Here is a 26,318-nt window from a genome sequence, read left to right as displayed (position 1 = left end):
CGACATCGAGTGCGGGCAAGCAGGCCCCCATGAGCCACACCCGAGCCACGCCGCCCGGGGCCAGGCCGATACTCAGCATGTCGCGATAGTCCGTGATCCATTTGGCGTCAGCTCGGCAGAACGCCTTTTCGCCTACGACCATCGCCTGCCGGGTCGCTTCGGGTATCACGATATAGGCCTCATAGGTCTGCGGCTCGACCAACGACTGCCAGCGCACGTAGAGCAACCGAGGCAGGTCGGCACCCAGGACCTGCTTACCCGCACCCGAACCAGGCTCCTTCGGCCAGCCGCGTGGATTGCCCTTGAGGTTCTTGGGGGTGCTGATCGCAGCAATCCCGCTCATCGCACGGCGAAAGACGCGCTCCTGCACGTCCACCGCATCGGCGCTCTCGATCCACACTTCCATATAGTTGGGTGCGAACAATCCCAGCCGCCACGAATCGTAAGGCAGCCGGTGGACGCCATGGGTGCAACCGCTCAAGCAGAGCAGCAGCCCCAATAACAGCAACGCCTCCAGCCTATTCATTGGGGTGTTCCTTGCGCCGCATTCCCGTAGCAGGGCGATTGATGAACACCACGTCCAACCCACTGTCGTTCCAGCCTTTGGCCGCATTCCAGTTCGCCGAGAGGTGGATGTAGCGACGCCGTAACAGAGCATTCTCTTCGGGAGTCAACGGCATGTAAGCCTGGCGCAGGGCAAAGGCCTGGAGCTTGGCGGCAATGGGCTGGAGCTCTGCTGGCAAAGCTGTCCGGTTGTCATCCGGATCGATAGGATCGAACGCCACCCCGGCACGTACCGCCAATTCGCGCATGATGCGCAGGTAAACCAAAGAAAGTTCGCCGCGCACCTCTCGTTCACCGGTAATTGCGGCATACACACGTTTTTCAGCCACGCTGTCTCGTCCCCGCTGCTGAACGGGTACCGACCAGGAAGCGATGTCCAGACCGGCAGGTGGCACGTAGGTCAGCCAGTGGTTCGCTTCGTCATGGAAACGCTGGCGGGTACGCGAAAAGGCGGCGCTGCGCGCGTTGGCGAGGGAGGCGACTTCGACGCTGCTGTCCGGCTTGCTCAACAGCAGCTTTTCACGCATCCAGGGCTGGTAGCCGCCGCCGATGTCCGAATGACAGCCGGGAAGCTCGATATCCTGCTCGGCCTGGGTCAGCGAGAAGTTGTGGCGATACTCGTCACGCGCCACCAGGTGGATGACCTGGCGCGCCACACCTGGCGCAAGGCGCAGGTTGAGCCCGGGGTTGTCGGCATTGTGCGGGCTGAAATCGCCGTCACCCGGCGAGACGATACCGGCCACGGTGTCGAATAGACCGATGAAGTTGAGGGTGACATCGCTGCGAGGGTCCCAGGCGAATTTCGCCGTCAACAACGGTGAGGTTGCGGGCAAGGACCGAGCCAACATGCTGCCAGGCCCCTTGAGCAGGTCATTGGCGCAATGCCGCGCCGCCGCCGCGCCTCGACTGAAGCCGAACAGGTCGACTTCGATCCGGCGAACCTTCACCTGCGGATTCGCCGAAGCGAATCTACGCAGCTGCTTCATGACCAGGTCCGGCACCTGCTCAACCCGTGCCACCACCCCCGTGCGTCCCTTGCCGGTGCCCTGACTGTAGAGCGAATCAGCCAGGCCGCTGCGGGTGCCAATTCCTTCGATGTATACCGGTATGTAGGCCTCGTCGGCCCCAGGCAGCAGTCGCTCCTCGCTCTGGTCGGGGTACAGGTCATGCAGGCGTGCAACATTACTAACGCCATTGCCGTAACTGTTGTCGGGCCCGTTGCCTTGTCCGTCATAGCCGTAAGCGGCGCAGTACTGGCGAATATCCTCGGCGACCTGCTGCGCCATGCCCAGGCCGGACGCATGGCAACCTTCGGTAGCGGCACTGTTGGCCTGGTTGTTCCCGGTACCGTCGAAGAACAGCCCCAGGTGCAGCACGATGCCCGCCTCCTCGAGCAGTTCCTCCTCTTCTTCCTCTTCTTCCGGCAGGCTGGAGAAAGTCGGTTCGGCCGCACCATCCGCTGGCGCCACCGGGTGCGGCGCTGTAGCGACGACGCCGGGAGAAGAGGCTGCGGCACTGGGAGCGCTCCTTGACTGGTAGGTGGCGTTGAGCAATGACGGCAACAGCCGAGCACGGCAAGGGCAACCGCTGAAACTGTCCAGCGTACCTGCCACCAGAGCACCGTGACTGCGTATGTACCAGACGCCACCCACGATCCGATAGACCTTGCCATCCTTGCCACAGGAAACCCGATCCCCCTGGCGTGCATGGGCAATGCCGAACATCATGACCTGGGGGTCGGCTTCCAGTACTACGCCACCACAGGTGGTCTGGTCGCCCTGACGAATGAAATGCCCTATAGCCACTGAATCCCTCTCTACGAACCGCCCGCAAACGCAAAGTGCGCAGGCGTTGTTGGTCATGGATTACCGGCCCACCCGCAGAGGGGTTGGGTCACCCGGTACCGAACCGCAAGGGTCGAGGGGTGGTACTTCACAGGTAAATAGGACGCGTCCTAGAGCGTTGTAGGAAACTTCTAAGCATCCGGCACAAGGCACCGAACCGATCGGAAAGGGCCGCGAAGCGGCCCCGGAAATCGCGAATCAGAACCCTACACTGGCCTGCACATAGAAGGTGCGCGGCTCACCCACATAAATGCCGGCGTTGTTGTCGCTGGAGCGGGTGAAGTACTGCTTGTCGAACAGGTTCTTCACCCCCGCCGCCACTTTCAGGTTCGACAGCTTCGGCCCGAAGTCATACCCACCACGGGCATGCCAGGTCACGTAACCCGGAATATCGCCATACTGCCCGTCAGCGCTCGGCTCGGTGATGTAGTCGCCGTTGAAGCTGCCATCGGCGTTGATCCCGGTGCCGGGTGCGCGCTGCTTGGATTGGGCGAAGGCATCCAGGTTCCAGGTCCAGCGGTTGACCTGGTAGCGCACGCCGGCGGTGGCCACCTGGCGCGAGTAGAACGGCAGGTCACGGCCCTTGAAGCCGGGGATGTCACCTTCATAGGTGGCGCGGGTATAGGTGTAGCCGCCATTGACCGACAGCCCCGCCAGACGCGGATCCAGGCCCTCCAGGTCATAGCGCGCCGAGGCCTCGATACCCTGGTGCTTGGTCGCGCCCAGGTTGGTCCAGCCCACATCGTTGCTGATGTACTGCAGCTCGTCGTCGAAGTCGATGTAGAACGCCGTCAGCTCGCCGGCGAAGCCGCCGTTGTCATAGCGCGTACCGATTTCGTATGTCTTGGCCTTTTCCGGCTCCAGGCCATTGGCCGTGCTGTTGCCGGTACCGCCCTGGCCCAGCTGGAAGTACTGCAGGCTGCCGAACGAGGTCTCGTAGTTGGCGAACAGTTTCCAGGCGTCGGAGATGTGGTACATCACGCTCAGCGCCGGCAGCGGCTCGTTGCTGGTGATGCTGCGGTTCTTCTCCGGCACCGGGCGGTTGTTGGCGTCCAGCACCGGGCGGTCGCGCCAGTCGGTATTGATGTGCTCGAAGCGAATGCCGGGGGTGATGGTCCAGTTGCCGATATCGATCTTGTCATCGATGTAGTAGGCGCTGGCCTCGGTGCCGCCGCTGCGGTCCTGGAACACGTGGCCATCGGAGGTCGGGGTCGGCGTCGGCACGTTGTCGATCAGGGCCAGGCGGGTCGACTGCTCGCGCATGGCTTCCTTCAGGTAACGGTAGCCAACGCTGACTTCCTGGGTGGCGGGGCCGGTGAAGAAGATCCGCGACACCCGTGGCTCGATGGCGAAGGTGTGGTAGTTGCGCGGGTACGACGACAACGTCTTCATGTCACGCGAGGCGATGGCGCTGCCGCGGAAGCTGTCGGTGTAGTAGGTCAGCACTTCGAACTGGGTGGCTTCGTCGAGCTGGCGCTGCCACTTGAACGACACGTCCTTGCGCCGCCCGGCGAAGTAGTCGTAGTCGCGCAGCGACTGGTACGGGTTGCTGTCGTACTGCGCCTGGGTCAGGCCGCCGGGCATGTCGGCGCGGCCATCGTAGTAGTGGAAGTTGAGCCAGAACTCGTCGACGTCGGTCGGCGCCCAGTGGGTCTTGAGGATGACGTCGTCGATGTCGTTGCCGTTGTTGCTTTCACGGTAACCGTTGCCGTTCACCCCGGTGTACAACAAGGCCACGCCCATGCCGTTGTCGGCGGTGCCGCCGACGAAGGCCGATTCGGTGTGCTTCCAGCCGCCATGCTGGGACGTCTCCAAAGTGGTGGAAAGCTCTGCCGAGGGCTTCTCGGGGATGGCGCGGGTGACGAAGTTGATGACCCCGCCGACGTTCTGTGGGCCATAGCGCACCGAACCTGCGCCACGCACCACGTCGATGCTGTCCAGGTTGCCCGAGGAGATCGGCGCCATCGACAGCTGCGGCTGGCCATAGGGGGCGAAGGCCGCCGGCACGCCATCGATCAGCACCGTCGAGCGCGGTGACAGGCGCGAGGTCAGGCCGCGCACGCCGACGTTGAGCGACAGGTCGCTACCGCCGGTGCCGTTGGAGTCCTGCACCTGCACCCCGGGGATGCCGCGCAGCACATCGCGCACGTTCATCGCGCCCTCTTCCACCATCGCCTCGCGACGCACCACGGTACGCGCACCGGGGTGGTTCTGCACCACGGCCTGGTCGGCATCGCCCAGCCAGTCACCGACCACCTTGATGTCGGTGGGCGCCAGCTCCAGGCTGCCGCTGCCCAGGTCGACCGTGCTCGACAGCGGCTTGACCACCACGGTGTCCTGGGACATCTCGTAGGTCAGCCCGCTGCCCTGCAGCAACTGCTGCAGCGCCTCTACCGGCGTCAGCTGGCCGGACACCGCCGGCGCCTGCTTGCCAGCCACCAGCTCCGGGCTGAAGAACAGCTGCAGGTTGGTCTGCTGGCCCAGCTGGCTCAGCGCCGAGGCCAAGGGTTGCGCCTGGATCTGGATGGCGGCGCCGGCCTGCGCGGCCTGGCTGTTGACGGCCACGGCGCTGACCGCAAGGGCCAGCGCCAGGGCGCGAAAGCGCGGGAAAGGCTTGTTGTTGTTCACGTCGTCAAAACATCCTGAAGGTCGGGATAACGCCAATCGCATGCAAATGTAAATGCTTGGCAGTTGCAGCTGGCGGGGAAGACGAACGAGCGGAAAAAAACCTGAATCTATTTCGCGATTATTTCTCGCGAACCATCTTCATGGGCCTTGATGGCCACCGGCAGGATGCTCGGCAAGGCGCGCAACAGGGCGTCGGTGTCGTCGATGCTGAAGGTGCTGGACAGGCGCATCTGCGCCACCTTGCCCGGCGCGACCCGCAACGGTTGGGCGCGGTAGCGCGAGGCTTCGGCCACCACCTCGGCCAGGGTGGCGTTGTCGAACACCAGCTTGCCCTGGCGCCAGGCGGTCAGCGAAGCGGCGTTGACGGCGTAGGGGGCGGCGACGTTGCCGTGCTCGTCGATGTGCGCGCCTTGCCCGGCCCCCAGTTGCGCCCGCGCACTGCCCTTGCCCTGCACGCGTACCGAGCCTTGCTCGACGGCCACGCGGGTGGCGGCCGGGTCCTGGCGCACATCGAAGCGGGTGCCTGTGACCGTCACGCTGCCCTGGGCGGTGTCGACCACGAACGGCCGGCTGCTGTCATGGGCAACGCTGAACATCGCTTCGCCCGCACGCAGCACGATATGCCGCCGGCCCGGGCTGAAGTCGACCTGCAGCTCGGTGGCGCCATTGAGTTCCAGGTGCGAGCCGTCCGGCAGCTGCACCTGGCGGCGCTCGCCGAAGGCGGTGTGCAAGGCGGCCTGATGATTGAGCTGCTGATACTGCCAGCCGCCCCAGCCCAGCCCCAGAGCCACCACCGCCACGCCGGCCGCCAGCGCTTGGTGCAACAGCCGCCGGCGAGGCAACTGGCGCACCGGCTCGGGTTGGCACAGCGCTTCGAGGCGCTGGCGAGGGATGAAGTCAGTGGCTTGCCACAGCCGCGCGAGCTGCTGGTACTCCTGCCGATGCACAGGGTCAGCCGCCAGCCAGGCCTCGAGCCGCGCCTGCAGCCCGGCATCACGCGGCGCATCCTGCAAGCGGGCGAACCATTCGGCCGCCTGCTCGCGGACGCTATCGATAGCGTGCTGTTTCATGGGCAAGGTCTCCTGACTCATCATGCCGACACATCCAGGTGCTCACGCAGATGTCGGAGCGTGCGGATCATATACTTTTCGACCATGTTCTTGGTCAAACCCATGCGCTCGGCGATCTCGGCCTGGGTCAGGCCCTCGATCTTCTGCCAGATGAACACCCGCCGGCAGTTGAGCGGCAGCTCGGCCAGCGCCCGCTCGACACTTTCGGCCAGCTCCAGGGCATGCACGTAGGCTTCCGGGTCGCTGCCGCTGGCGGCCTCGTCGAAGGCCTGCAGTTCCAGGGCCTGGCGCCGGTCCTCACGACGGAAACCGTCCACGGCGATATTGCGCGCCGTCTGGTGCAAGTAGGCGCGCGGCTGCTCGACCTGCTCGCGCGGGTTTTCCAGTACCCGCACAAAGGCGTCATGGGTGAGGTCCTCGGCCTGCTGCCGACTGCGCAGCTTGCGCGTCCAGGTGCCGATCAGCTCATGGTAGTGGTCGAGGAAGCCTTTGTGTCCAGACACGGTCTCGGTCGTCAGGGAGGCGGATGAGGGTGCGAATAGTAATGTTTCTCATCAATTGCGGCAATTCCGCCGATCGGTAACAAAAAATTTAAGGGAAATTTCATGCACCAAAGTGCCAGTTTTGGTGGCCATAAATATGAACACCTGTGACCCCTTCGCGGGGCAAGCCCGCGCCCACAAAAAAAGCAGATCCCTGTAGGAGCGGGCTTGTCCCGCGAAGAGGCCAAGCGGTCTATTCCACAATTTTTTACGCTTGAAACATCGCGGGGAACATCTACTGGTCACACGAGTCGGTTATTCAAACGATAGGGCCCAGATCCACGACGAACGCGGCCGGATTGCCTGTTGATCTTGCTGGGTTCACGCCCTAAAGTGCGCGCCGAACGTCCATGCTGGAAACGATCCATCCGGCTCAAGTACTGAGTAGGCGAACCAAAGTGGGGATACGGAGGACGTTCAGTTTGCAGCCACTTATCTTTTCAGTTTGCCCATGGAGTCCCTGAGCATGTCGATCCAGGTCGAAGACTATTTCGCGCGTGACACCTTCCAGAAAATGAAGGCGTTCGCCGACAAGCAGGAAACCCCGTTCGTACTCATCGACACCCAGATGATCAGCCAGGCCTATGACGACCTGCGCGCCGGGTTCGAATTCGCCAAGGTCTACTACGCGGTCAAGGCCAACCCGGCCGTGGAGATCATCGACCTGCTCAAGGAGAAAGGCTCGAGCTTCGACATCGCCTCGATCTACGAGCTGGACAAGGTACTGGGCCGCGGCGTCAGCGCCGACCGCATCAGCTACGGCAACACCATCAAGAAGTCCAAGGACATCCGCTACTTCTACGAGAAGGGCGTGCGCCTGTATGCCACCGACTCGGAAGCGGACCTGCGCAACATCGCCAAGGCCGCGCCGGGCTCCAAGGTCTACGTGCGCATCCTCACCGAAGGCTCCACCACTGCCGACTGGCCGCTGTCGCGCAAGTTCGGCTGCCAGACCGACATGGCCATGGACCTGCTGATCCTCGCCCGCGACCTGGGCCTGGTGCCTTACGGCATTTCCTTCCACGTAGGCTCGCAGCAGCGCGACATCAGCGTGTGGGACGCGGCCATCGCCAAGGTCAAGGTGATCTTCGAGCGCCTGAAGGAAGAAGACGGCATCGAGCTCAAGCTGATCAACATGGGTGGCGGCTTCCCGGCCAACTACATCACCCGCACCAACAGCCTGGAAACCTACGCCGAAGAGATCATCCGCTTCCTCAAGGAAGACTTCGGTGACGACCTGCCGGAAATCATCCTCGAGCCAGGCCGTTCGCTGATCGCCAACGCCGGCATCCTGGTCAGCGAAGTGGTGCTGGTGGCGCGCAAGTCGCGCACCGCGGTGGAGCGCTGGATCTACACCGACGTGGGCAAGTTCTCCGGCCTGATCGAAACCATGGACGAAGCCATCAAGTTCCCGATCTGGACCGAGAAGAAAGGCGAGGCCGAAGAAGTGGTGATCGCCGGCCCGACCTGCGACAGCGCCGACATCATGTACGAGAACTACAAGTACGGCCTGCCGCTGAACCTGGCGATCGGTGACCGCCTGTACTGGCTCTCGACCGGTGCCTACACCACCAGCTACAGCGCCGTGGAGTTCAACGGTTTCCCGCCGCTGAAGGCGTACTACCTGTAATGCACGACGGGGCCGCAAGGCCCCGTTTTCATGTGTGTATCAGTGCCGCCCTCTTCGCGGGGCAAGCCCGCTCCCACAGGTTCTCCACTGAACCCGTGAGCAGTGGAGAACCTGTGGGAGCGGGCTTGCCCCGCGAAGAGGCCGGCACTGCAGAAATCAATGTCCGCGCTGCGCGATCTCTTCGGCATACCGCGCCGCAAAGGCCATCAACATCGGCCCCGCCCCCTGCAACGTCACCAACGCACTGCGCAGGAAATTCAGATTCCCCTCGACCCGCGCCCGCTCCAGCCAAGCCCCCGCCTCGGCCATTTCCCCACGCTCGACCAGCACCAGCGCCAGGCTGAACATCCCGCGAAAATCCCCCGCCTCGGCCGAGCGCCGATACCAGCGCACCGCCCTCACCGGGCTCGGCGCAGTGGCGATGCCCTGCTCCAGGTATCGCCCATACAGGTTCATCGACTTGGCATGGCCCATCTGCGCGGCCTTCTCGTAGCACAGCAACGCCTGGGCCTGGTTGGCCGGCACTCCACGCCCGGTGGCCAGCAGGTTGCCCAGGTTGTAAAGGCCCCAGTCCAGGCCCGCATCGGCCGCACGCGCATAATGGATGGCCGCCTGCGACCAATCCTGAGCGCCGCCCCAGGCATGCTCCAGGCAACGGCCGAGCATGTTGTGGGCCATGGCACTGCCGCCCTGGGCGGCGATGCCGAACCAGCGCCGGGCCACCGCCTCATCGGCTTCGATGCCACGCCCGTCGAGCAGGATCTGCCCAAGCAGCAGTTGCGCCTCGACCACGCCCTCCCCGGCCGCCGCCAGGATTGCCTGGGCCGCCTGGCCGGGGCTGTGTTCGAGCATGGCCTTGAGGCCGGCCACATCCACCACGTCTTCACGCCGCAACTGATAGGACACGTCTCAGACCTCGGCCCAGCGGCGCAGCAGGTTATGGTAGGTGCCGGTCAGCTGCAGCAGCGAGGGGTGCTCCGGCACATCGGCAGTCAGTTGCTGGATGGCATTGTCCATCTCGAACAGCAACGCCCGCTGGCTATCCTCGCGCACCAGGCTCTGGGTCCAGAAGAACGCGGCATAACGCACGCCGCGGGTCACCGGGTTGACCTTGTGCAGGCTGGTGCCGGGGTACAGCACCAGGTCGCCGGCAGCCAGCTTGACCTGCTGGGTGCCATAGGTGTCCTGGATCACCAGTTCGCCGCCGTCGTAGCTGTCCGGCTCGCTGAGGAACAAGGTCGAGGACAGGTCGGTGCGCACCCGCTCCGGGCTGCCCTTGGGCTGGCGCAGGGCGTTGTCGATATGGAAACCGAAGTTGCCGCCTTCGCGGTAGCAGTTGATCAGCGGCGGGAACACCTTGTGCGGCAGTGCTGCCGACATGAAGCGTGGCGTCTGCCACAGCCGGTCGATCAGCGCGCTGCCGATTTCCTTGGCCAGCGCATGGCCCTCCGGCAACTGCAGGTTGTGCTTGGCCTTGGCCGACTGGTAGCCGGCGGTGACTTTGCCGTCAGCCCAGTCGGCTTGCTCCAGGGCCTCGCGAATACGCGCGAGCTCGTCGCGGTCGAACAAACCGGGAATGTGAAGCAGCATGGCGACGGCACCGTCAGAAAGTGTAAAGGCGCCAATGATATTGATTCACTTTTACGCCGCACAAGCCCTTTCGCCGCTTAAGACGTTTCAGCTCAAGTAAACCGTAAAGCGAATTTGTAAAGATTGTAAATTCCTAGCGAATGGTAACGACTCTCAATTGCTAGTTACAATCGCTTACACTATGATCCGCGGCCTTCACACCTTGGGGAAGGTCCATAACAATGCGAAACGTACCATCTGCAGTCAGTTCACCACGCCTGATCGTGTCCGCCATCGGCGTCGCCCTTAGCGCATCCAGCGTCTATGCCGCCGACCCTGCCGCCAGCAGCGCCATCACCCTCGACGCCACCAGCGTCAACGGCAAGGCTGAACAAGCCAGCACCGACTACAAGGTCGAGAAGGCTTCCTCGCAGAAGTACACCGCACCACTGGTGGACACCCCGCGCTCGATCACCGTGATCCCGCAGCAAGTGATCAAGGACACCAACGCCCTGACCCTGCAGGATGCCCTGCGCACCGTGCCAGGCATCACCTTCGGTGCCGGCGAAGGCGGCAACCCGCAAGGCGACCGCCCGTTCATCCGCGGCTTCGATGCCCAGGGTGACACCTACCTGGACGGCGTGCGCGACACCGGCGCGCAAACCCGCGAAATCTTCGCCATCGAATCGGTGGAAGTGGCCAAGGGCCCGAACTCGGCCATCGGTGGCCGTGGCGCCGCCGGCGGCACCATCAACCTGGTGAGCAAGCGCGCCCACCTGGGCAACTCGCTGGACGGCGCCTGGACCTGGGGCAGCGACCAGACCCAGCGCTACACCTTCGATGGCAACTACCAGTTCAGCGACACCGTGGCTGGCCGCCTCAACCTGATGACCCACGACAGCAACGTTGCCGGCCGTGACAAGGTCAACTACGACCGCTGGGGTATCGCCCCGTCGCTGGCCTTCGGCCTCGGCACGCCGACCCGCGTCAACCTCGACTACTACCAACTGGAAAGCGACGACCTGCCCGATTCCGGCATCCCGTACAGCATCCCGACGGCCGGCAGCGGCGCACGCACCTCGGCGCACCCGAGCAAGCCCGACGACGGCGGCGACAGCGACAACTTCTATGGCCTGACCGGCCGCGACTTCCGCAAGAGCCGCGTCGACATCGCCACCTTCGCCATCGAGCACGACCTGACCGACTCGCTGACCATCAAGAACACCCTGCGCCACGGCAACAGCATGCAGGACTACATCCTGACCCAGCCCGACGACAGCAAGGGCAACGTCAACAATGGCAGCGTCTGGCGCCGCGCCAACACCCGCGTGGGCAACACCGCCACCACCACCAACCAGACCGACCTGTTCGGCGACTTCTACCTGGGCGGGTTCAAGAACAGCTTCTCCACCGGCATCGAGCTGAGCCGCGAAGAAAGCAAGCGTTCGACGTACAACGTCGACACCAACACCCATGGCTCGACCGCCACGACGTGCAACCCGAGCTTGATCGGCGCCAACAGCGGCTACAACTGCACCTCGCTGGGCAACCCGAACCCGGACGACCCGTGGAACGGCGCGATCTCGCGCAACTACGCCGGCACCGACACCAAGAGCAACACCCGCGCCATCTACGTGTTCGACACCCTCGAGCTGTCGCCGGACTGGCTGCTGAACATGGGCCTGCGCTACGACCACTTCGACACCCAGTACCGTGGCTATGATGCCTCCGGCGCCACCGTGGTGAACACCAAGGGCGTCGCCTCCAAGGGCAAGGACACCAGCGAGTTCGTCACCGGCCAGCTGGGCCTGGTGTGGAAACCGGCTGAGAACGGCAGCATCTACGTCTCCTACGCTACTTCCGCGACGCCACCGGGCGCGCTGCTGGGCGAAGGCATGGAAGGCAACCCGCTGGGCAACACTACCGACCGCGGTGGCAACCTGCTGAGCAGCGACATGGAGCCGGAAGAAACCACCAACTACGAAATCGGCACCAAGTGGGACCTGCTCGACCAGCGCCTGTCCCTGGCCGCCGCGCTGTTCCGCACCGAGAAGGAAAACGCCCGCGTCCAGGTCGACACCACCACCTACGAGAACGTCGGCGAAACCCGCGTGCAGGGCATCGAGCTGTCGGCCAGCGGCAAGCTGACCGACAAGTGGCAAGTGTTCGCCGGCTACACCTACATGCAAGCGCGCCAGATCGATGGCGGCGCACTGGGCAAGGTCAACGACGGCAACCAGCTGCCGAACACCCCGAACAACAGCGCCAGCCTGTGGACCACCTACTCGGTCACGCCGAAGCTGACCATCGGTGGCGGCGCGTTCTACGTGGATGACGTGTATGGCAGCGTGGCCAACACCACCATGGTCGACAGCTACGTGCGCTACGACGCCATGGCCGCCTACAAGCTGACCAAGAACGTCGACCTGCAGCTGAACGTGCAGAACCTGACCAACGAGGTGTACTACGACAAGGCATTCTCCACCCACTTCGCCAACCAGGCGGCCGGGCGGACCACCATGCTGACCACCGCAGTCCACTTCTAAAGCAGCACCCCAAGCCCCGTTCATTCCCATGAGCGGGGCTTTTGCGTACCAAGGCATAATGCACCCCGCGCAACAGGCCCCAGCAACACAAGGTGATCGATGTGGTGAAGAAGACGCTGTTCCAATTGCACTGGTTCTTTGGCATCACCGCTGGGCTGGTGCTGGCCTTGATGGGCATTACCGGGGCGCTGTACTCGTTCCAGGAAGAACTGCTGCGCGCGTTCAACGCCGACGTGCTGAAGGTCGAGGTGCGCGCAGAGGGCGTGCTGCCACCGGCCGAGCTGGTGCGCCGGGTCGAGGCCGAGCAAGGCGACAAGATCTCGATGCTGTGGGTCGATGTCCGCGAAGGCAATGCCGCGCGCATCTTCTTCACCCCTGCCCCAGGCGAGCGGCGTGGTGCCCTGCGCTATGCCGACCCGTACACCGGCGAACTCAAGGGCGAAGTGGCCGGGCAAGGTTTCTTCAACCTGATGCTCGAGCTGCACCGCTTCCTGGCCATGGGCGACACCGGCCGGCAGATCACCGGCGCCTGTACCTTGATGCTGATCTTCTTCTGCCTGTCCGGGCTGTACCTGCGCTGGCCGCGCAAGGCGCTGAACTGGCGCACCTGGCTGACCCTGGACTGGGCCAAGAAAGGCCGCGCCTTCAATTGGGACCTGCACGCGGTGTTCGGCACCTGGTGCCTGCTGTTCTACCTGCTGTTCGCCCTGACCGGGCTGTTCTGGTCCTACGAGTGGTACCGCGAAGGCCTGAACCGCCTGCTGGGTGATGCGCCTGCCGCCGGCCAGCAGCAAAAACGCGGCGAAGGCCGTGGCCGCCACGGGCCGCAGAAGGTCGACAAGAACGCAGCGCCCCTGGTGGTCGACTACGACGCCATCTGGGCCAACCTCAAGGCGGCAGCAGGCCCGAGCCTTGCCACCTACAACCTGCGCTTGCCACCTGCGGGCGGCCAGCCGGCCAACCTGTTCTACCTGCAAGACAGCGCCGCGCACCCGCGCGCCTTCAATACCCTGGTGCTCGACCCGGCTACCGGCCAGGTGAAAAGCCATGACCGCTACCTCGACAAGTCGTTCAAGGCGCAGCTGCTGCAGAGCGTCTACGCCCTGCATGTCGGCGAGTACTTCGGCCTGCCGGGGCGCATCATCGTCACGATCGCCAGCCTGACCATGCCGCTGTTCTTCGTCACCGGCTGGTTGCTGTACCTCGACCGCCGGCGCAAGAAGCGCCAGGTGCGGGCGGCCCGTGGCAACGTCACCAACACCGATGCCGGCGCCGGTAGCTGGCTGATCGGCTTCGCCAGCCAAAGCGGTTTTGCCGAGCAACTGGCCTGGCAGAGCGCCGGGCAATTGCAGGCCGCCGGCCTGCCGGTGCAAGTGCGCGCCCTGGCCGAGTTGGGCGAGGATGATTTGCGCAAGGCGCACCGCGCGCTGTTCGTGGTCAGCACCTTCGGCGACGGCGAGGCGCCCGACAGCGCACGCGCCTTCGAGCGCAAGGTGCTGGGCCAGCCCTGGGCGCTGAACGAGCTCAGCTACGCCGTGCTGGCCCTGGGCGACCGCCAGTACCCGCACTTCTGCGGCTTCGCCCGGCGCCTGCAGGCGTGGCTGGGCGAGCGCGGCGCCAGCAGCGCATTCAGCCCGGTGGAAGTCGACAATGCCAACCCTTCGGCCCTGCAGCAGTGGCAGCAATCGCTGGCGCAGCTGACCGGCGCGCAGCCGGTCGCCGCCTGGCAGGCGCCCAGCTACGGCAACTGGAGCCTGGAGCGCCGCGAGCTGCTCAACCCAGGCAGCCAGGGCCAACCGGTGTACCTGCTCGGGCTGCGCGCCCAGCAAGCTGCCAGCTGGCAAGCCGGTGACCTGGTCGACATCCTGCCGCTCAATGGCCAGCCCCGGATCGAAACCTTCCTCAGCGGCATGGCACTGGATGCCAGCACCTTGGTGCAGCTCGACGGCCTGCAGGAAACCCTCGCCCAGGCCCTGGCCGGCCGCCAGTTACCCACCCGCCGCGACCACCTGATCGGCTTGCACCCGCAAGCGCTGGTCGATGCGCTGGTGCCGATCGGCAGCCGTGAATACTCCATCGCCTCGATCGCCAGCGATGGCGTGCTGGAGCTGATCGTGCGCCAGGAACGTCACAGCGACGGCAACCTGGGCCTGGGTTCTGGCTGGCTGACCGAATACCTGCCGCTTGGCGGCACACTGAGCCTGCGCCTGCGCCGCAACAGCGCGTTCCACTTGCCGGAGGTGGCGGCGCCGCTGATCCTGATCGGCAACGGCACCGGCCTTGCGGGGCTGCGCAGTTTGCTCAAGGCGCGGATCAGCGCGGGCGAGCAGCGCAACTGGCTGCTGTTCGGCGAGCGCAACCGGGCGCATGACCTGCTGTGTGGCGATGAGCTGCAGGGCTGGCTGCAAAACGGCGACCTGGCGCGGCTGGACCTGGCGTTTTCGCGGGACCAGGCCGAGAAGGTGTATGTGCAGGATGTGTTGCTGCAACAGGCCGAGGTGTTCAAGCGCTGGGTTGCCGAGGGTGCCTGTGTGTATGTCTGCGGCAGCCTGCAAGGGATGGCGGCGGGGGTGGATGCGGCGCTCAAGGGCATGCTTGGCGAGGCCGTGGTCGAGCAGCTGATCGAAGATGGGCGCTATCGCCGGGATGTGTACTGATCGGGTAATGAGGTAGCCGGTACTGGCCCTATCGCCGGCAAGCCGGCTCCCACAGGTGCAGGGTAGGTCTCTGACACTTGTGGGAGCCGGCTTGCCGGCGATAGGGCCGCTGCCGGCTCAGTGCAGCTCGAAGGTATCGGCATCCAGGTTGGCCGGGAAGCGGGTGCGATACGCCGCCAGCTCCGCCGCGCTCAACACCGCCGTGAACACACCGTCCGCCTCGCCTGCGCTGAGCAAGCTCTCTCCCTGGAAGTCCAGCACCTGGCTGTCGCCGGAATAGGCGAAGCCCTTGCCATCGGTGCCCACCCGGTTCACCGCCGCCACATAGCACAGGTTCTCGATGCCCCGCGCCGGCAGCAAGCGGTTCCAGTGCTGGCGCCGCGCCGCCGGCCAGTTGGCGGTGTACAGCAGCAGGTCGGTGTCCTGGGCATCACGGCTCCACACCGGGAAGCGCAGGTCGTAGCAGATCAGCGGGCGCACGCGCCAGCCTTTGATCTCGAACTGCACCTGGCGCTCGCCCGGGGTGTAGTGCTTGTGCTCGCCGGCCATGCGGAACAGGTGGCGCTTGTCGTAGTGCAGGATCTCGCCGTCCGGGCGCGCCCACAGCAGGCGGTTGCGGTGGCTGCCGTCGGCGGCCTGGACGATCACGCTGCCGGTGATCACCGCGTCGATCCGCTTGGCCTGGGCCTTGAGCCATTTGTAGGTCGGGCCGTTCTCGGGCTCGGCCAGGCGCTCCGACTCCATGGAAAAACCGGTGGTGAACATCTCCGGCAGGATCACCAGGTCGACGTCGCCGGCCTGCTCCAGCAGCACCTCGAAGTGCGCGTAGTTGGCCTCGCGGTCATGCCAGGCCAGGGTGGTCTGGATCAGGGCGATTTTCAGGTTGGGCAGTGCACTCAGATCGCGCATAGTTTTTCCGCTGCCTGGCGCAGCGTCTCCTCACGTTTGGCAAAGCACAGGCGCACCAGGCGTTGCTCGGGGATGGGTTGCTGGTAGAACACCGACACCGGAATGGTCGCCACGCCGTGCTCGCGGGTCAGCCACAGGGCCATGTCGACGTCGTTCAGGTCCGGGCGGATCTGCGAGTAGTCCACCAGCTGGAAGTAGGTACCGGCGGTACGGGTGAAACTGAAACGCGAGCCTGCGAGCAGGTCGCAGAACAGGTCGCGCTTGGCCTGGTAGAAGCCCGGCAGCTCATCGAGGTGCTGCGGGTGCTCGGCCATGAAATCGGCCAGCGCGCACTGCAGCGGCGTGACGCCGCAGAAGTTGACGTACTGGTGCACCTTGCGCAGTTCCGCGCTCAAGGCCGGCGGGGCGATCACGTAGCCGGTTTTCCAACCGGTCACGTGGTAGGTCTTGCCGAACGAGCTGACCACGAAGGCGCGGGCGTAGAGCTCGGTGTGGGCCAGCACGCTGGCGTGCTGCACGCCATCGAAGACCAGGTGCTCGTAGACCTCGTCGCTGATCAGGTAGATGTCGCGGTCGGCGATCAACCGCGCCAGCTGGTCGAGGTCGTCACGGCTGATCAGCGCGCCGCTGGGGTTGTGCGGCGAATTGAGGATGACCATGCGCGTGCGCGGGCTCAGGGCCTCGCTGAACTTCTGCCAGTCGATGCGAAAATCGCCGTCGCGCAGCTGCACGTGCACGCAACGGCCACCGGCCAGTTCCACCGAGGGCTCGTAGCTGTCGTAGCAGGGGTCGAAGACGATCACTTCGTCGCCGGCATGGATGACCGCCTGGATGGCGCAGAAGATCGCCTCGGTGGCACCGGGGGTGATGGTCACTTCCTGGTCGGCATCGACCTTGGCGCCATACAGCCGCTCGACCTTCGCCGCCACCTGCTGGCGCAGGGCTGGCAGGCCGGTCATTGGCGCGTACTGGTTATGCCCGGCGGCCACATGGCGGCCGACCGCATCGAGCAAAGCCTGCGGGCCATTGAAGTCGGGGAAACCCTGGGAGAGGTTGAGCGCGCCGGTTTGCACGGCAAGCTGGGACATGGTGGTGAAGATGGTCGTGCCGACATTCGGCAGTTTGCTGCGGATCATGGAGCCCTCTTTCCTGGGGTTTGTCCGGCACGGGGTAGAGACCGAGCATAGCGGATCAAGCAGTCAGGAAAAAGGTTGAAACAATAGGGGGATTGCGGTGGGTCAAGGAAGCTGGGGCCGCTTGGCGGCCCCATGCCAAGGTCAGCGCTTGTCGCGGCGCTTCTTCTCGGCCTTCTTGTGGTGCGACATCAAGCGGCGCTTCTTGTTGACCTGGCGGTCGGTGAGGGTGTTCTTCTTGCCCTCGTAAGGGTTCTCGCCACCCTTGTACTCGATGCGGATCGGCGTACCGACCAGCTTGAGCACGCGACGGTAGGTGTTTTCCAGGTAACGCGAGTACGACTTGGGGATCTTCTCGGTCTGGTTGCCGTGGATCACGATCAGCGGCGGGTTGGCACCACCGAGGTGGGCATAGCGCAGCTTGATGCGGCGGCCGTTGACCAGCGGCGGCTGGTGCTCGCTGACCGCATCTTCGAGGATCTGCGTCAGGCGGCTGGTCGGCCAGCGGGTGACCGCCGACTTGAACGCGGCCTGCACCGACTTGTACAGGTGGCCCACGCCGGTGCCGTGCAGCGCCGAAATGAAGTGGATGTCGGCGAAGTCGACGAAGAACAGCCGGCGCTCCAGCTCGGTCTTCACGTAGTCGCGCTCACCCGGCTCCATGCCATCCCACTTGTTCAGGGCGATGACGATGGCACGGCCGGCTTCGAGGGCGAAGCCCAGCAGGTTGAGGTCGTGGTCGACCACACCTTCGCGGGCGTCCATGACGAAGATCACCACGTTGGCGTCCTTGATCGCCTGCAGGGTCTTCACCACCGAGAACTTTTCGACTTCCTCGTGGATCTTGCCGCGCTTGCGCACGCCGGCGGTGTCGATGAAGGTGTACTTCTCGTCATCGCGCTCGAACGGGATGTAGATACTGTCGCGGGTGGTGCCCGGCTGGTCGTAGACCACCACGCGCTCTTCGCCGAGCATGCGGTTGACCAGGGTCGACTTGCCGACGTTGGGGCGGCCGATGATGGCGATCTTGATGCCATCCTTTTCGCTCGGGCCCGGGATGCGCACCGCTTCCTCGCCTTCGGCGACGTCCTGGTCCAGGGCTTCTTCCTCGGCATCGCGAGGGATATGGCCCAGTACCGACTCCATCAGCTGGTTGATGCCGCGGCCCTGCGAGCCAGCCACCGGAATGGCGTTGCCCATGCCCAGCGGCGAGAACTCGGCGCGGGCGACGTCGGCGTCGATGTTGTCGATCTTGTTGGCGACCAGGATGGCCGACTTGTTGCGCTTGCGCAGGTGCTCGGCAATCATCTGGTCGGCGGCGGTCATGCCGGCGCGGGCATCGACCAGGAACAGCACATAGTCGGCTTCTTCGATGGCCATCAGCGACTGCTCGGCCATCTTCTCGTCCATGCCCACTTCGTCACCGGTGATACCACCGGTGTCGATCAGGATGTAGGAACGACCCTGCCAGCTGGCATCACCATACTGGCGGTCACGGGTCAGGCCCGACAGGTCACCGACGATGGCATCGCGGGTCTTGGTCAGGCGGTTGAACATGGTGGATTTGCCGACGTTCGGCCGGCCCACCAGGGCGATTACGGGAACCATGCGGCTCTCCACTCTTGAATTCTTGAAAATGCAAAGGCCGCTGCAAGGCAGCGGCCGGAGTTAGGGCGGCGTGTCCTACGCCGCAACTCAAGACCCTTAGCGGTCTTGAGCATAGCTTCAGCGGATGGTCAGTGCCTCGAGCTTGCCGCTGTTGCCAAAGACGTAGATGGTGTCGCCGACCACCAGGGGCCGGGCACGCAGGCCATCGCTGTCGATACGTTCACGGCCGACGAAGCGGCCATCGACCTGGCTGAGCAGGTGCAGGTAACCCTCGAAATCACCCACTGCCACATAGCTGGAGTACACCTCCGGCGCGGTCAACTGGCGGCGTGCCATCGAGTCGTTGCTCCACAGGGCGCTGGAGGAGCGTTCGTCGACGCTCTGCACAGTGCCCGAGGCTTCGCTGACGTAGACGTTGCCAAAGCCCTGGGCGACACCCACGTAGCTGGAGGCATCACGCTGCCACAGCACGCGGCCGCTTTCCAGGTCCAGGCCGGCGACCCGGCCCTGGTAGGTGCTGACGTACAGGGTACCACCGGACAGCAGCAGGCCGCCGTCGATATCGACCACGCGGTCCAGCTCGGAACGGCCTTGCGGGATGGCCACGCGGCTTTCCCACACCGGCACGCCGTTGTTGATGTCCACTGCCACCACCTTGCCGGTGGACAGGCCGGCGACGGCCAGGCGGTTGGTGGCAATCGGTGCACCGGTGCCACGCAGGGTCAGCACGGCCGGGGTGTTCTCGTAGATCCAGCGGCGGTCGCCAGTGGCGGCATCCAGGCCGATCAGGCGGTCGTCCTGGGTCTGCACCACCACAACGTCACCGTTGTTGGCAGGCGGCGCCAGCACTTCGCTGGTGACGCGCGCCTTCCAGCGCTCTTCACCGGTGCTGGAGTCCAGGGCGATCACTTCACCCTTGAGGGTGCCGAGCATGACCAGGCCATAGCCGACACCGACCGCGCCGGAAACCGGCTTGTCCAGGTCCTTCTTCCACACCACGTCACCGGTGATGCGGTCGAGGGCGAAGACTTCGCCGTTGACGTCGGAGGCGTAGATACGGTCGTTCTCGATGGCCGGTACCAGGGTGTTGTAGGTTTCGCCCTGGCCGTCACCGATCGAACGGCTCCACTGCTTCTTCAGCACCACTTCTTCGGTGAACTTGGTCAGCTCGGCCGGAGGCAGTTCCTTCTTGCTGTTGCTGCTGCAACCTGCGGCCAGAACGGCCAGGGTCAGCACTGCTGCTTGTTTCCAACCGATCACGTCACGCGTCCCCTTTGGCCAGATCATCCAGCTTCAGTTGCAGGCCACCGACCGCAGCGTCATCCGACAGCGCAGCCTTGGCTTTTTCGTATGCACCGTGGGCATCGTCGGCGCGGCCCAGCTGCACCAGCAGGTCGCCCTTCAATTCTTCACGGCTGGCCAGGAACGCCTTGTCGGCGTCACCGTCGAGCAGTTTCAGGGCATCTTCGGCCTTGTTCTGGGCGGCCAGCACGCGCGCCAGGCGCTGACGTGCGATTTCGCCCAGGGTCACGTCGGCCGGCTTGTCCAGCACGGCCTTGAGCTCGGCAGCGGCGTCGTCGAGCTTGCCGCTCTCGACCGCGACCTTGGCCACGAACAGGCTGCCGTACTGGGCATAGGCCGTACCGCCGAACTCGCTCTTGAGCTTGCCGGACAGTTCCGCGACCTTGGTCGCGTCAGGCTGGCCGCTCGGGGTCAGGCTGGTTTCCAGCAGGGCCTGGTACAGCTGCGAGGCGCCTTGCGACTGGTTGTTCTGGTACTTGTGCCAGGTGTTCCAGCCCAGCACCACCACGCCGGCCAGCAGCGCGCCGGTCAGCAGCGGCTTGCCGTTGCGGTTCCACCAGTCCTTGACCGTTGCCAGGTCATCATCATCGGTACTCGACACCCCAATACTCCTTTTCGCCTATTCGCTTGTTGAACCGCGTTACGCCTGTGCGATCGCGGTTTCCAGGTGCTCAGCCAGAGCATCCCAGGCAATGTTCTGTTGTTCGCCCTGACCACGCAGGGGCTTCACGCCGATCTCTTGCTTGGCCAGCTCGTCGTCGCCAAGAATCAGGGCGAACAGTGCCCCGCTCTTGTCGGCTTTCTTGAACTGGCTCTTGAAGCTGCCGCCGCCGGCGTTGACCGCCAGGCGCAAGCCCGGCAGACGATCGCGCAGGCCTTCGGACAGGCGCAGGCCTGCCAGTTCCGCCTGCTCGCCGAAGGCGCACAGGTAGACGTCGATCTGGCGATTGATCGACTCCGGCACCTTGCCGAGGGTTTCCAGCAGCAGGATCAGGCGCTCGATGCCCATGGCGAAGCCAACGCCGGTGGTCGGCTTGCCGCCCATCTGCTCGACCAGGCCATCGTAACGGCCACCGGCGCAAACCGTGCCCTGGGCGCCGAGCTTGTCGGTGACCCATTCGAATACGGTCTTGCTGTAGTAGTCCAGGCCACGCACCAGCTTGGTGTTGATCACGAACGGAATGCCGGCGGCGTCGAGGCGTGCCTTGAGGCCCTCGAAGTGCACGCGCGAATCCTCGTCCAGGTAGTCTTCCAGCTTCGGCGCGCCGACCAGCACCGCCTGGGTGCCCTGGTCCTTGCTGTCGAGGATGCGCAGCGGGTTGCTCTTGAGGCGGCGCTGGCTGTCTTCGTCGAGCTGCTCCAGGCGCGCCGAGAGGAACTCGACCAGCGCGTCACGGTAGCGGGCACGCGCTTCGCTGGTACCCAGACTGTTGAGCTCGAGCTTGACCGCGTCCTGGATGCCCAGCAGGCCCCACAGGCGCCAGGTCAGCATGATCAGCTCGGCGTCGATGTCCGGGCCATCGAGGTTGAACACTTCGACGCCGATCTGGTGGAACTGGCGGTAGCGGCCCTTCTGCGGGCGCTCGTGGCGGAACATCTGGCCGATGTACCAGAGCTTCTGCACCTGGCCGTTGCCAGTGATGCCATGCTCGAGCACGGCACGCACGCAGGCGGCAGTGCCTTCGGGGCGCAGGGTCAGCGAATCGCCGTTGCGGTCCTCGAAGGTGTACATCTCTTTTTCGACGATGTCGGTGACTTCACCAATGGAGCGCTTGAACAGCTCGGTGAACTCGACGATCGGCGTGCGGATCTGGCTGTACCCATAGGTGTCCAGCAGGCCGGCGACGGTGCCTTCGAAGTAGCGCCACAGCGGCGACTGCTCTGGCAGGATGTCGTTCATGCCACGGATGGCTTGCAGCGATTTGCTCACGAAAAGTCCTTACGAATCTGTGTGTCAGCTGCGGGCGATCAGCGCCGCGTCAGCCTCGACCTTTTCGGCCGCTTTCTGGCGGATGAGTTTTTCCAGCTCATCGACCAGGTTGTCATTGGTCAGCTTCTGCGCAGGCTTGCCGTCGATGTAGATCAGGTTCGGCGTGCCGCCGGTCAGCCCCACGTGGGCCTCCTTGGCTTCACCCGGGCCGTTGACCACGCAACCGATCACCGCCACGTCCAGCGGCACCAGCAGGTCTTCCAGGCGCCCTTCCAGCTCGTTCATGGTCTTGACCACATCGAAGTTCTGCCGGGAGCAGCTCGGGCAGGCGATGAAGTTGATGCCACGCGAACGCAGGTGCAGGGACTTGAGGATGTCGTAGCCGACCTTCACTTCTTCGACCGGGTCGGCCGCCAGCGAGATGCGGATGGTATCGCCAATGCCTTCGGCCAGCAGCATACCGAGGCCGACGGCGGATTTCACCGTGCCCGAACGCAGGCCACCGGCTTCGGTGATGCCCAAGTGCAGCGGCTGGATGATCTGCTTGGCCAGCAGGCGGTAGGCCTCGACGGCCATGAACACGTCGGAGGCCTTGACGCTGACCTTGAAGTCCTGGAAGTCCAGGCGGTCCAGGTGCTCCACGTGACGCAGGGCAGACTCGACCAGCGCGGCCGGGGTCGGCTCGCCGTACTTCTTCTGCAGGTCCTTTTCCAGGGAGCCGGCGTTGACGCCGATGCGGATCGGGATGCCGCGATCGCGGGCGGCATCGACCACCGCGCGCACACGGTCTTCACGGCCGATGTTGCCCGGGTTGATGCGCAGGCAATCGACGCCCAGCTCGGCCACGCGCAAGGCGATCTTGTAGTCGAAGTGGATGTCGGCGACCAGCGGCACGCTGACCAGTTGCTTGATCTTGCCGAACGCCTCGGCGGCGTCCATGTCGGGTACCGAAACGCGCACGATGTCGACGCCGGCATCGACCAGGCGCTGGATCTGCGCCACGGTGGCGGCGACGTCGTTGGTGTCGGTGTTGGTCATGCTCTGCACCGCGATGGGGGCATCACCACCCACCGGCACATTGCCGACCCAGATTTTGCGGGATTCGCGACGTTTGATCGGAGATTCGCCGTGCATGACTTATTGTCCCAACTTCAGGCGAGCGGTCTCGCCACTGGTGAACGGGGCAACATCGACGGGCTGGCCGTTGTAGCTGACCTGGGCGCCACGGGCAAAGCCCAGGCGCACCGCGAACGGCGGCTTGCCGGTCAGCTCCAGGTTGTCGCCCTTGCGCTTGATGGCGCTGAACAGCACCTTGCCGTTGCCATCGGTGACCTGGGTCCAGCAGTCGGCGACGAACTGGATGGCGACCTTGGCGCTGCCGGCCGGTACTGCGGCGGGCTCGGCGGCGGCCACTGCCGGCACGCTGGCCGCCGGCGCCACAGGGGCGGCTGGCGTGGCTGGCGCTGCAGGGGTGGCGGGCACGGCCGGTGCCGGTGTTGCAGCGGTTTGCTGAGCGGGTGCCGGCGCAGTGGCGGCAGGCGCCGCTTCGCTGGCGGGCTGGCCAGCCGGTTCGGCCGGGGCCTGCTCCAGGGGCAGCGGTGCGCTCTCAGCCTGCTGGCTGGCGGTGACGGCCTGGTCTTCAGGCTCGTCCAGCGGGTGGATCTGGGTGGTGCCGTCGGCGCTCTCGACCTCTACGTGTTCCAGGGCGATCTTGGCCAGGTCCTTGCCACGCAGGCTGCCCTGGTCCTGCCACCAGATGAAGCTGCCACCCACCACGGCGACCAGCAGCAACAGGCTGACGCCACGCAGGATGTTGTGCGACAGGCGCACCGGCTCTTCGATGCGGCCCAGCGAATGCACTTCGCTGCCCTTGGCATGGGTACCGGTGTACTGGTCGAAGGCCTCGACCAGGGGCGCCTGGTCCAGGTCCATGAGCTTGGCGTAGGCGCGGATGTAGCCACGGGCGAAGGTGTGCCCTGGCAGCTTGTCGAAGGCGCCGGTTTCCACATGGTTCAGCGAACTGATGGTGAGGTTGAGCTTGCGGGCCACCTCGGCTTGCGACCACTCCCGTTTTTCGCGGGCCTGGCGCAACAGCTCACCGGGGTTCTGGCCAGTCGCTGCTGCTACTTCGGGATGCGCGGCTTTCATCGTTGCTCCGACAGGTATTGCTGATATTCCGGCGTACCGGGATAAAGTCGTTGTAATTGCTGGCCCAGCTCGGCCAGTGTGCCCTGCTCGTCGTACACCCGGGCAAGACGGCTGCCCAGCAGCAGGCTGCGGGCGCTGTGATCGCTCAACTGGCTGAAACGATCGTAGTAGTCCCGGGACGGCACATAATGCCTGTTTTCGTAGGACAACTCAGCCATTTCCAGCAACGCCCTGGGCTGCCGCTGATTGAGCTGCAGGGCCTTGGTCAGGTAAGCGTGTGCCTGGTCGCGATTTTCCAGCTTCAGCGCCGTCAGGCCAAGGTTCTCGTACACCCGGGAGCGCTCAGGATACAGGCTATCGGCGCTGGCCAGGCGAAACATCTGCTCGGCTTCGGCAAAACGTTGCTGAGCATATAGGAAACTGCCGTAGTTGTTGCGAATTCGCGTATCGCCGGGGCGCGCAGCCAGCGCCTGCTTGAACTGGGCTTCGGCCAGTGCGGCTTCGCCTTCGGCCTGGAACACCAGCGCCAGGGCCGCGTGGGCATCGGCGTCACTGGCATCCAGGGCCAGCGCCTTGCCCAAAGGAGCCTTGGCCTGTTCGGTCAAACCTTGTTGCAAATAGCCGAGCCCGAGCTGCACGTAGGCCCGCCCCGCTTCTGCCCTGCCCTGGCGCGAGGCCAGGGGGTCGCTCGCGCCGCCCGACACGCAGCCGGCCAGCAGCATAAGCGCGAGGATCGACAGCGCGGCGCGCAGGCTCATGGCGGGCCGGCCTCAGTGACGCACGGCGCTGTCTGAAAGCTCAGCGTCTGCGGAGAGCTGGCGCACTGCGATGTAGCGTTCGCTGCGGCGGGTACGGTCGTTGACCTGGCCGACCAGCTGACCACAGGCGGCGTCGATGTCTTCGCCGCGGGTGGTACGGGTGGTGACGTTGAAGCCACCGTGGTGCAGCAGGTCCTGGAAGCGGCGAATAGCATTGTTGCTAGGCCGCTCGTAACCCGAATGGGGGAACGGGTTGAACGGGATGAGGTTGATCTTGCACGGCACGTCACGCAGCAGCTCGATCATCTGCGCGGCGTGCTCGGGCTGGTCGTTGACGTCCTTGAGCAGGGTGTACTCGATGGTCAGCACGCGCTTGCCACCCAGGGTCGACATGTAGCCCATGCACGATTCCAGCAGCATCTTCAGCGGGTACTTCTTGTTGATCGGTACCAGCTGGTTGCGCAGTTCGTCGTTCGGGGCATGCAGCGACAGGGCCAGCGACACGTCGATGTGCTTGGCCAGTTCGTCGATCATCGGCACCACGCCCGAGGTGGACAGGGTGACGCGACGCTTGGAAATGCCATAGCCGAGATCTTCCATCATGATCTTCATGGCGGCGATGACATTGTCGAAATTCAGCAGGGGCTCGCCCATGCCCATCATGACCACGTTGGTAATCGCGCGGTCGATCTTGGCCGGGACGGTCCCGAAGGATTTGTTGGCAAGCCACACCTGGCCGATCACTTCGGCGGCGGTGAGGTTGCTGTTGAAGCCTTGCTTGCCGGTGGAGCAGAAACTGCAGTCCAGGGCGCAGCCGGCTTGCGACGAGACGCAGAGCGTGCCGCGGTCGTCGGTGGGGATGTAGACGGTCTCGACGCAGCTGCCGGAGGCAACGCGGACCACCCACTTGCGGGTACCGTCAGCGGAAATGTCTTCGCTGACCACTTCCGGGCCCCGAATCTCGGCAACGGCCTCGAGCTTTTCACGCAGGACCTTGCCGACATTGGTCATGGCGGCGAAATCGTCGACGCCAAAATGGTGAATCCACTTCATCACCTGGCCAGCGCGAAAGCGCTTCTCCCCGATCGAGTCGAAGAACTGTTCCATTTCCTGCAGGGTCAGCCCCAACAGGTTGATTTTGCCGGTAGATGTCGTCATGGATTCACCTTCACCCTTAAGCTTTCGCTTAGCGAGTGGTTACCTCGGTAGCAGCGAAGAAGTAAGCGATTTCGCGAGCAGCAGCAGCTTCGGAGTCCGAACCGTGAACGGCGTTGGCGTCGATCGACTCGGCGAAGTCAGCACGGATGGTGCCGGCAGCAGCTTCTTTAGGGTTGGTAGCGCCCATCAGCTCACGGTTCAGAGCGATGGCGTTTTCGCCTTCCAGAACCTGAACAACGACCGGACCGGAAGTCATGAAGGCAACCAGGTCACCGAAGAAGCCACGAGCGCTGTGCTCGGCGTAGAAGCCTTCGGCTTCGGC

The 26,318-nt window shown here is 64.5% G+C and carries 21 protein-coding genes; 3 read left to right on the top strand and 18 right to left on the bottom strand.

The window, feature by feature from the left end; translation table 11 throughout:
* The 5 genes from B3E94_RS17655 to B3E94_RS17635 all read right to left on the bottom strand — a co-directional run.
* Nucleotides 1–526, bottom strand: a 526-nt coding sequence (locus B3E94_RS17655) for a DUF2931 family protein (RefSeq protein ID WP_286914482.1), incomplete at its 3' end; no start/stop codon positions are given.
* Nucleotides 519–2,426, bottom strand: a complete 1,908-nt coding sequence (locus B3E94_RS17650; protein WP_286914481.1) for a phospholipase effector Tle1 domain-containing protein — start codon at nt 2,424–2,426, stop codon at nt 519–521. The genes B3E94_RS17650 and B3E94_RS17655, both read right to left, overlap by 8 nt.
* A gap of 180 nt (nt 2,427–2,606) precedes the next feature.
* Nucleotides 2,607–5,036 (bottom strand): TonB-dependent siderophore receptor, encoded by a 2,430-nt coding sequence (locus B3E94_RS17645; RefSeq protein ID WP_286914480.1) that lies wholly within the window; start codon nt 5,034–5,036, stop codon nt 2,607–2,609.
* A 107-nt stretch (nt 5,037–5,143) separates the two neighbouring features.
* Nucleotides 5,144–6,106: a FecR family protein gene (locus B3E94_RS17640; protein WP_286914479.1), complete on the bottom strand. Its 963-nt coding sequence runs from the start codon at nt 6,104–6,106 to the stop codon at nt 5,144–5,146.
* Nucleotides 6,107–6,126: 20 nt separating this feature from the next.
* Nucleotides 6,127–6,609 carry a sigma-70 family RNA polymerase sigma factor gene (locus tag B3E94_RS17635; RefSeq protein ID WP_286914477.1) on the bottom strand — a complete coding sequence of 161 codons (483 nt, stop codon included), beginning with the start codon at nt 6,607–6,609 and terminating at the stop codon, nt 6,127–6,129.
* Between the two features lie 505 nt (nt 6,610–7,114).
* Here B3E94_RS17635 and B3E94_RS17630 point away from each other — a divergent pair.
* Nucleotides 7,115–8,278, top strand: coding sequence for a type III PLP-dependent enzyme (locus tag B3E94_RS17630; RefSeq protein WP_025337787.1), 1,164 nt, complete (start codon nt 7,115–7,117; stop codon nt 8,276–8,278).
* Between the two features lie 156 nt (nt 8,279–8,434).
* Here B3E94_RS17630 and B3E94_RS17625 read toward each other — a convergent pair whose 3' ends face one another.
* Nucleotides 8,435–9,184, bottom strand: a complete 750-nt coding sequence (locus tag B3E94_RS17625; protein ID WP_236237368.1) for a tetratricopeptide repeat protein — start codon at nt 9,182–9,184, stop codon at nt 8,435–8,437.
* A 3-nt stretch (nt 9,185–9,187) separates the two neighbouring features.
* Nucleotides 9,188–9,868: a Fe2+-dependent dioxygenase gene (locus B3E94_RS17620; protein ID WP_176515360.1), complete on the bottom strand. Its 681-nt coding sequence runs from the start codon at nt 9,866–9,868 to the stop codon at nt 9,188–9,190.
* 221 nt (nt 9,869–10,089) lie between these two features.
* Here B3E94_RS17620 and B3E94_RS17615 point away from each other — a divergent pair, with 221 nt between their 5' ends.
* Together B3E94_RS17615 and B3E94_RS17610 are read left to right on the top strand one after the other, a co-directional pair.
* Nucleotides 10,090–12,393: a TonB-dependent receptor gene (locus tag B3E94_RS17615; RefSeq protein WP_286914475.1), complete on the top strand. Its 2,304-nt coding sequence runs from the start codon at nt 10,090–10,092 to the stop codon at nt 12,391–12,393.
* 101 nt (nt 12,394–12,494) lie between these two features.
* On the top strand, nt 12,495–15,050 hold the full coding sequence (locus tag B3E94_RS17610) for a sulfite reductase flavoprotein subunit alpha (protein ID WP_286914474.1): 2,556 nt from the start codon (nt 12,495–12,497) through the stop codon (nt 15,048–15,050).
* 117 nt (nt 15,051–15,167) lie between these two features.
* Here the strand turns inward: B3E94_RS17610 and B3E94_RS17605 are convergent, their stop codons facing one another.
* The 11 genes from B3E94_RS17605 to B3E94_RS17555 form a co-directional block, all read right to left on the bottom strand.
* Nucleotides 15,168–15,959: an amidohydrolase gene (locus B3E94_RS17605; protein WP_176515354.1), complete on the bottom strand. Its 792-nt coding sequence runs from the start codon at nt 15,957–15,959 to the stop codon at nt 15,168–15,170.
* The gene (locus B3E94_RS17600) at nt 15,947–17,095 is read right to left on the bottom strand and encodes a pyridoxal phosphate-dependent aminotransferase (RefSeq protein WP_286914473.1); all 1,149 of its coding nucleotides are present in this window, start codon (nt 17,093–17,095) and stop codon (nt 15,947–15,949) included. Before B3E94_RS17600 ends, B3E94_RS17605 begins: the two co-directional genes overlap by 13 nt.
* 141 nt (nt 17,096–17,236) lie before the next feature.
* Nucleotides 17,237–18,700 carry a ribosome biogenesis GTPase Der gene (gene der, locus B3E94_RS17595; RefSeq protein ID WP_176515350.1) on the bottom strand — a complete coding sequence of 488 codons (1,464 nt, stop codon included), beginning with the start codon at nt 18,698–18,700 and terminating at the stop codon, nt 17,237–17,239.
* Nucleotides 18,701–18,817: 117 nt separating this feature from the next.
* The gene (gene bamB, locus B3E94_RS17590) at nt 18,818–19,960 is read right to left on the bottom strand and encodes an outer membrane protein assembly factor BamB (protein WP_176515348.1); all 1,143 of its coding nucleotides are present in this window, start codon (nt 19,958–19,960) and stop codon (nt 18,818–18,820) included.
* Between the two features lies 1 nt (nt 19,961).
* Nucleotides 19,962–20,603, bottom strand: coding sequence for a tetratricopeptide repeat protein (locus tag B3E94_RS17585; protein WP_176515346.1), 642 nt, complete (start codon nt 20,601–20,603; stop codon nt 19,962–19,964).
* Nucleotides 20,604–20,642: 39 nt separating this feature from the next.
* Entirely contained in the window at nt 20,643–21,932 is a 1,290-nt protein-coding gene (gene hisS, locus B3E94_RS17580) for a histidine--tRNA ligase (RefSeq protein WP_176515344.1), read from the bottom strand.
* A gap of 24 nt (nt 21,933–21,956) precedes the next feature.
* A complete protein-coding gene (ispG, locus tag B3E94_RS17575; protein WP_008092556.1) occupies nt 21,957–23,066 on the bottom strand; it encodes a flavodoxin-dependent (E)-4-hydroxy-3-methylbut-2-enyl-diphosphate synthase in 1,110 nt (369 codons plus the stop codon).
* 3 nt (nt 23,067–23,069) lie between these two features.
* Entirely contained in the window at nt 23,070–24,080 is a 1,011-nt protein-coding gene (locus tag B3E94_RS17570) for a RodZ domain-containing protein (RefSeq protein WP_286914471.1), read from the bottom strand.
* The gene (gene pilW / locus B3E94_RS17565; RefSeq protein WP_286914470.1) at nt 24,077–24,838 is read right to left on the bottom strand and encodes a type IV pilus biogenesis/stability protein PilW; all 762 of its coding nucleotides are present in this window, start codon (nt 24,836–24,838) and stop codon (nt 24,077–24,079) included. Before pilW ends, B3E94_RS17570 begins: the two co-directional genes overlap by 4 nt.
* Before the next feature lie 12 nt (nt 24,839–24,850).
* On the bottom strand, nt 24,851–25,996 hold the full coding sequence (gene rlmN, locus B3E94_RS17560; protein ID WP_236237362.1) for a 23S rRNA (adenine(2503)-C(2))-methyltransferase RlmN: 1,146 nt from the start codon (nt 25,994–25,996) through the stop codon (nt 24,851–24,853).
* Nucleotides 25,997–26,024: 28 nt separating this feature from the next.
* Nucleotides 26,025–26,318: nucleoside-diphosphate kinase (locus B3E94_RS17555; protein ID WP_286914468.1), on the bottom strand; the 294-nt coding region annotated here is incomplete at its 5' end.

It is taken from the genome of Pseudomonas sp. UBA6315 (assembly GCF_002438125.1).
In the GTDB taxonomy this organism is placed as follows: domain Bacteria; phylum Pseudomonadota; class Gammaproteobacteria; order Pseudomonadales; family Pseudomonadaceae; genus Aquipseudomonas; species Aquipseudomonas faucium.
This window is presented reverse-complemented; position numbering and strand designations above follow the sequence as displayed.

Bases quoted from the DNA above. Each gene is read 5' to 3' on its own strand.
- B3E94_RS17650 (WP_286914481.1), bottom strand. From the start codon at position 2,426: ATGACCAACAACGCCTGCGCACTTTGCGTTTGCGGGCGGTTCGTAGAG.
- B3E94_RS17640 (WP_286914479.1), bottom strand. From the start codon at position 6,106: ATGAAACAGCACGCTATCGATAGCGTCCGCGAGCAGGCGGCCGAATGG.
- B3E94_RS17630 (WP_025337787.1), top strand. From the start codon at position 7,115: ATGTCGATCCAGGTCGAAGACTATTTCGCGCGTGACACCTTCCAGAAA.
- B3E94_RS17620 (WP_176515360.1), bottom strand. From the start codon at position 9,868: ATGCTGCTTCACATTCCCGGTTTGTTCGACCGCGACGAGCTCGCGCGT.
- B3E94_RS17615 (WP_286914475.1), top strand. From the start codon at position 10,090: ATGCGAAACGTACCATCTGCAGTCAGTTCACCACGCCTGATCGTGTCC.
- B3E94_RS17605 (WP_176515354.1), bottom strand. From the start codon at position 15,959: ATGCGCGATCTGAGTGCACTGCCCAACCTGAAAATCGCCCTGATCCAG.
- B3E94_RS17600 (WP_286914473.1), bottom strand. From the start codon at position 17,095: ATGATCCGCAGCAAACTGCCGAATGTCGGCACGACCATCTTCACCACC.
- der (WP_176515350.1), bottom strand. From the start codon at position 18,700: ATGGTTCCCGTAATCGCCCTGGTGGGCCGGCCGAACGTCGGCAAATCC.
- ispG (WP_008092556.1), bottom strand. From the start codon at position 23,066: ATGCACGGCGAATCTCCGATCAAACGTCGCGAATCCCGCAAAATCTGG.
- B3E94_RS17570 (WP_286914471.1), bottom strand. From the start codon at position 24,080: ATGAAAGCCGCGCATCCCGAAGTAGCAGCAGCGACTGGCCAGAACCCC.
- pilW (WP_286914470.1), bottom strand. From the start codon at position 24,838: ATGAGCCTGCGCGCCGCGCTGTCGATCCTCGCGCTTATGCTGCTGGCC.
- rlmN (WP_236237362.1), bottom strand. From the start codon at position 25,996: ATGACGACATCTACCGGCAAAATCAACCTGTTGGGGCTGACCCTGCAG.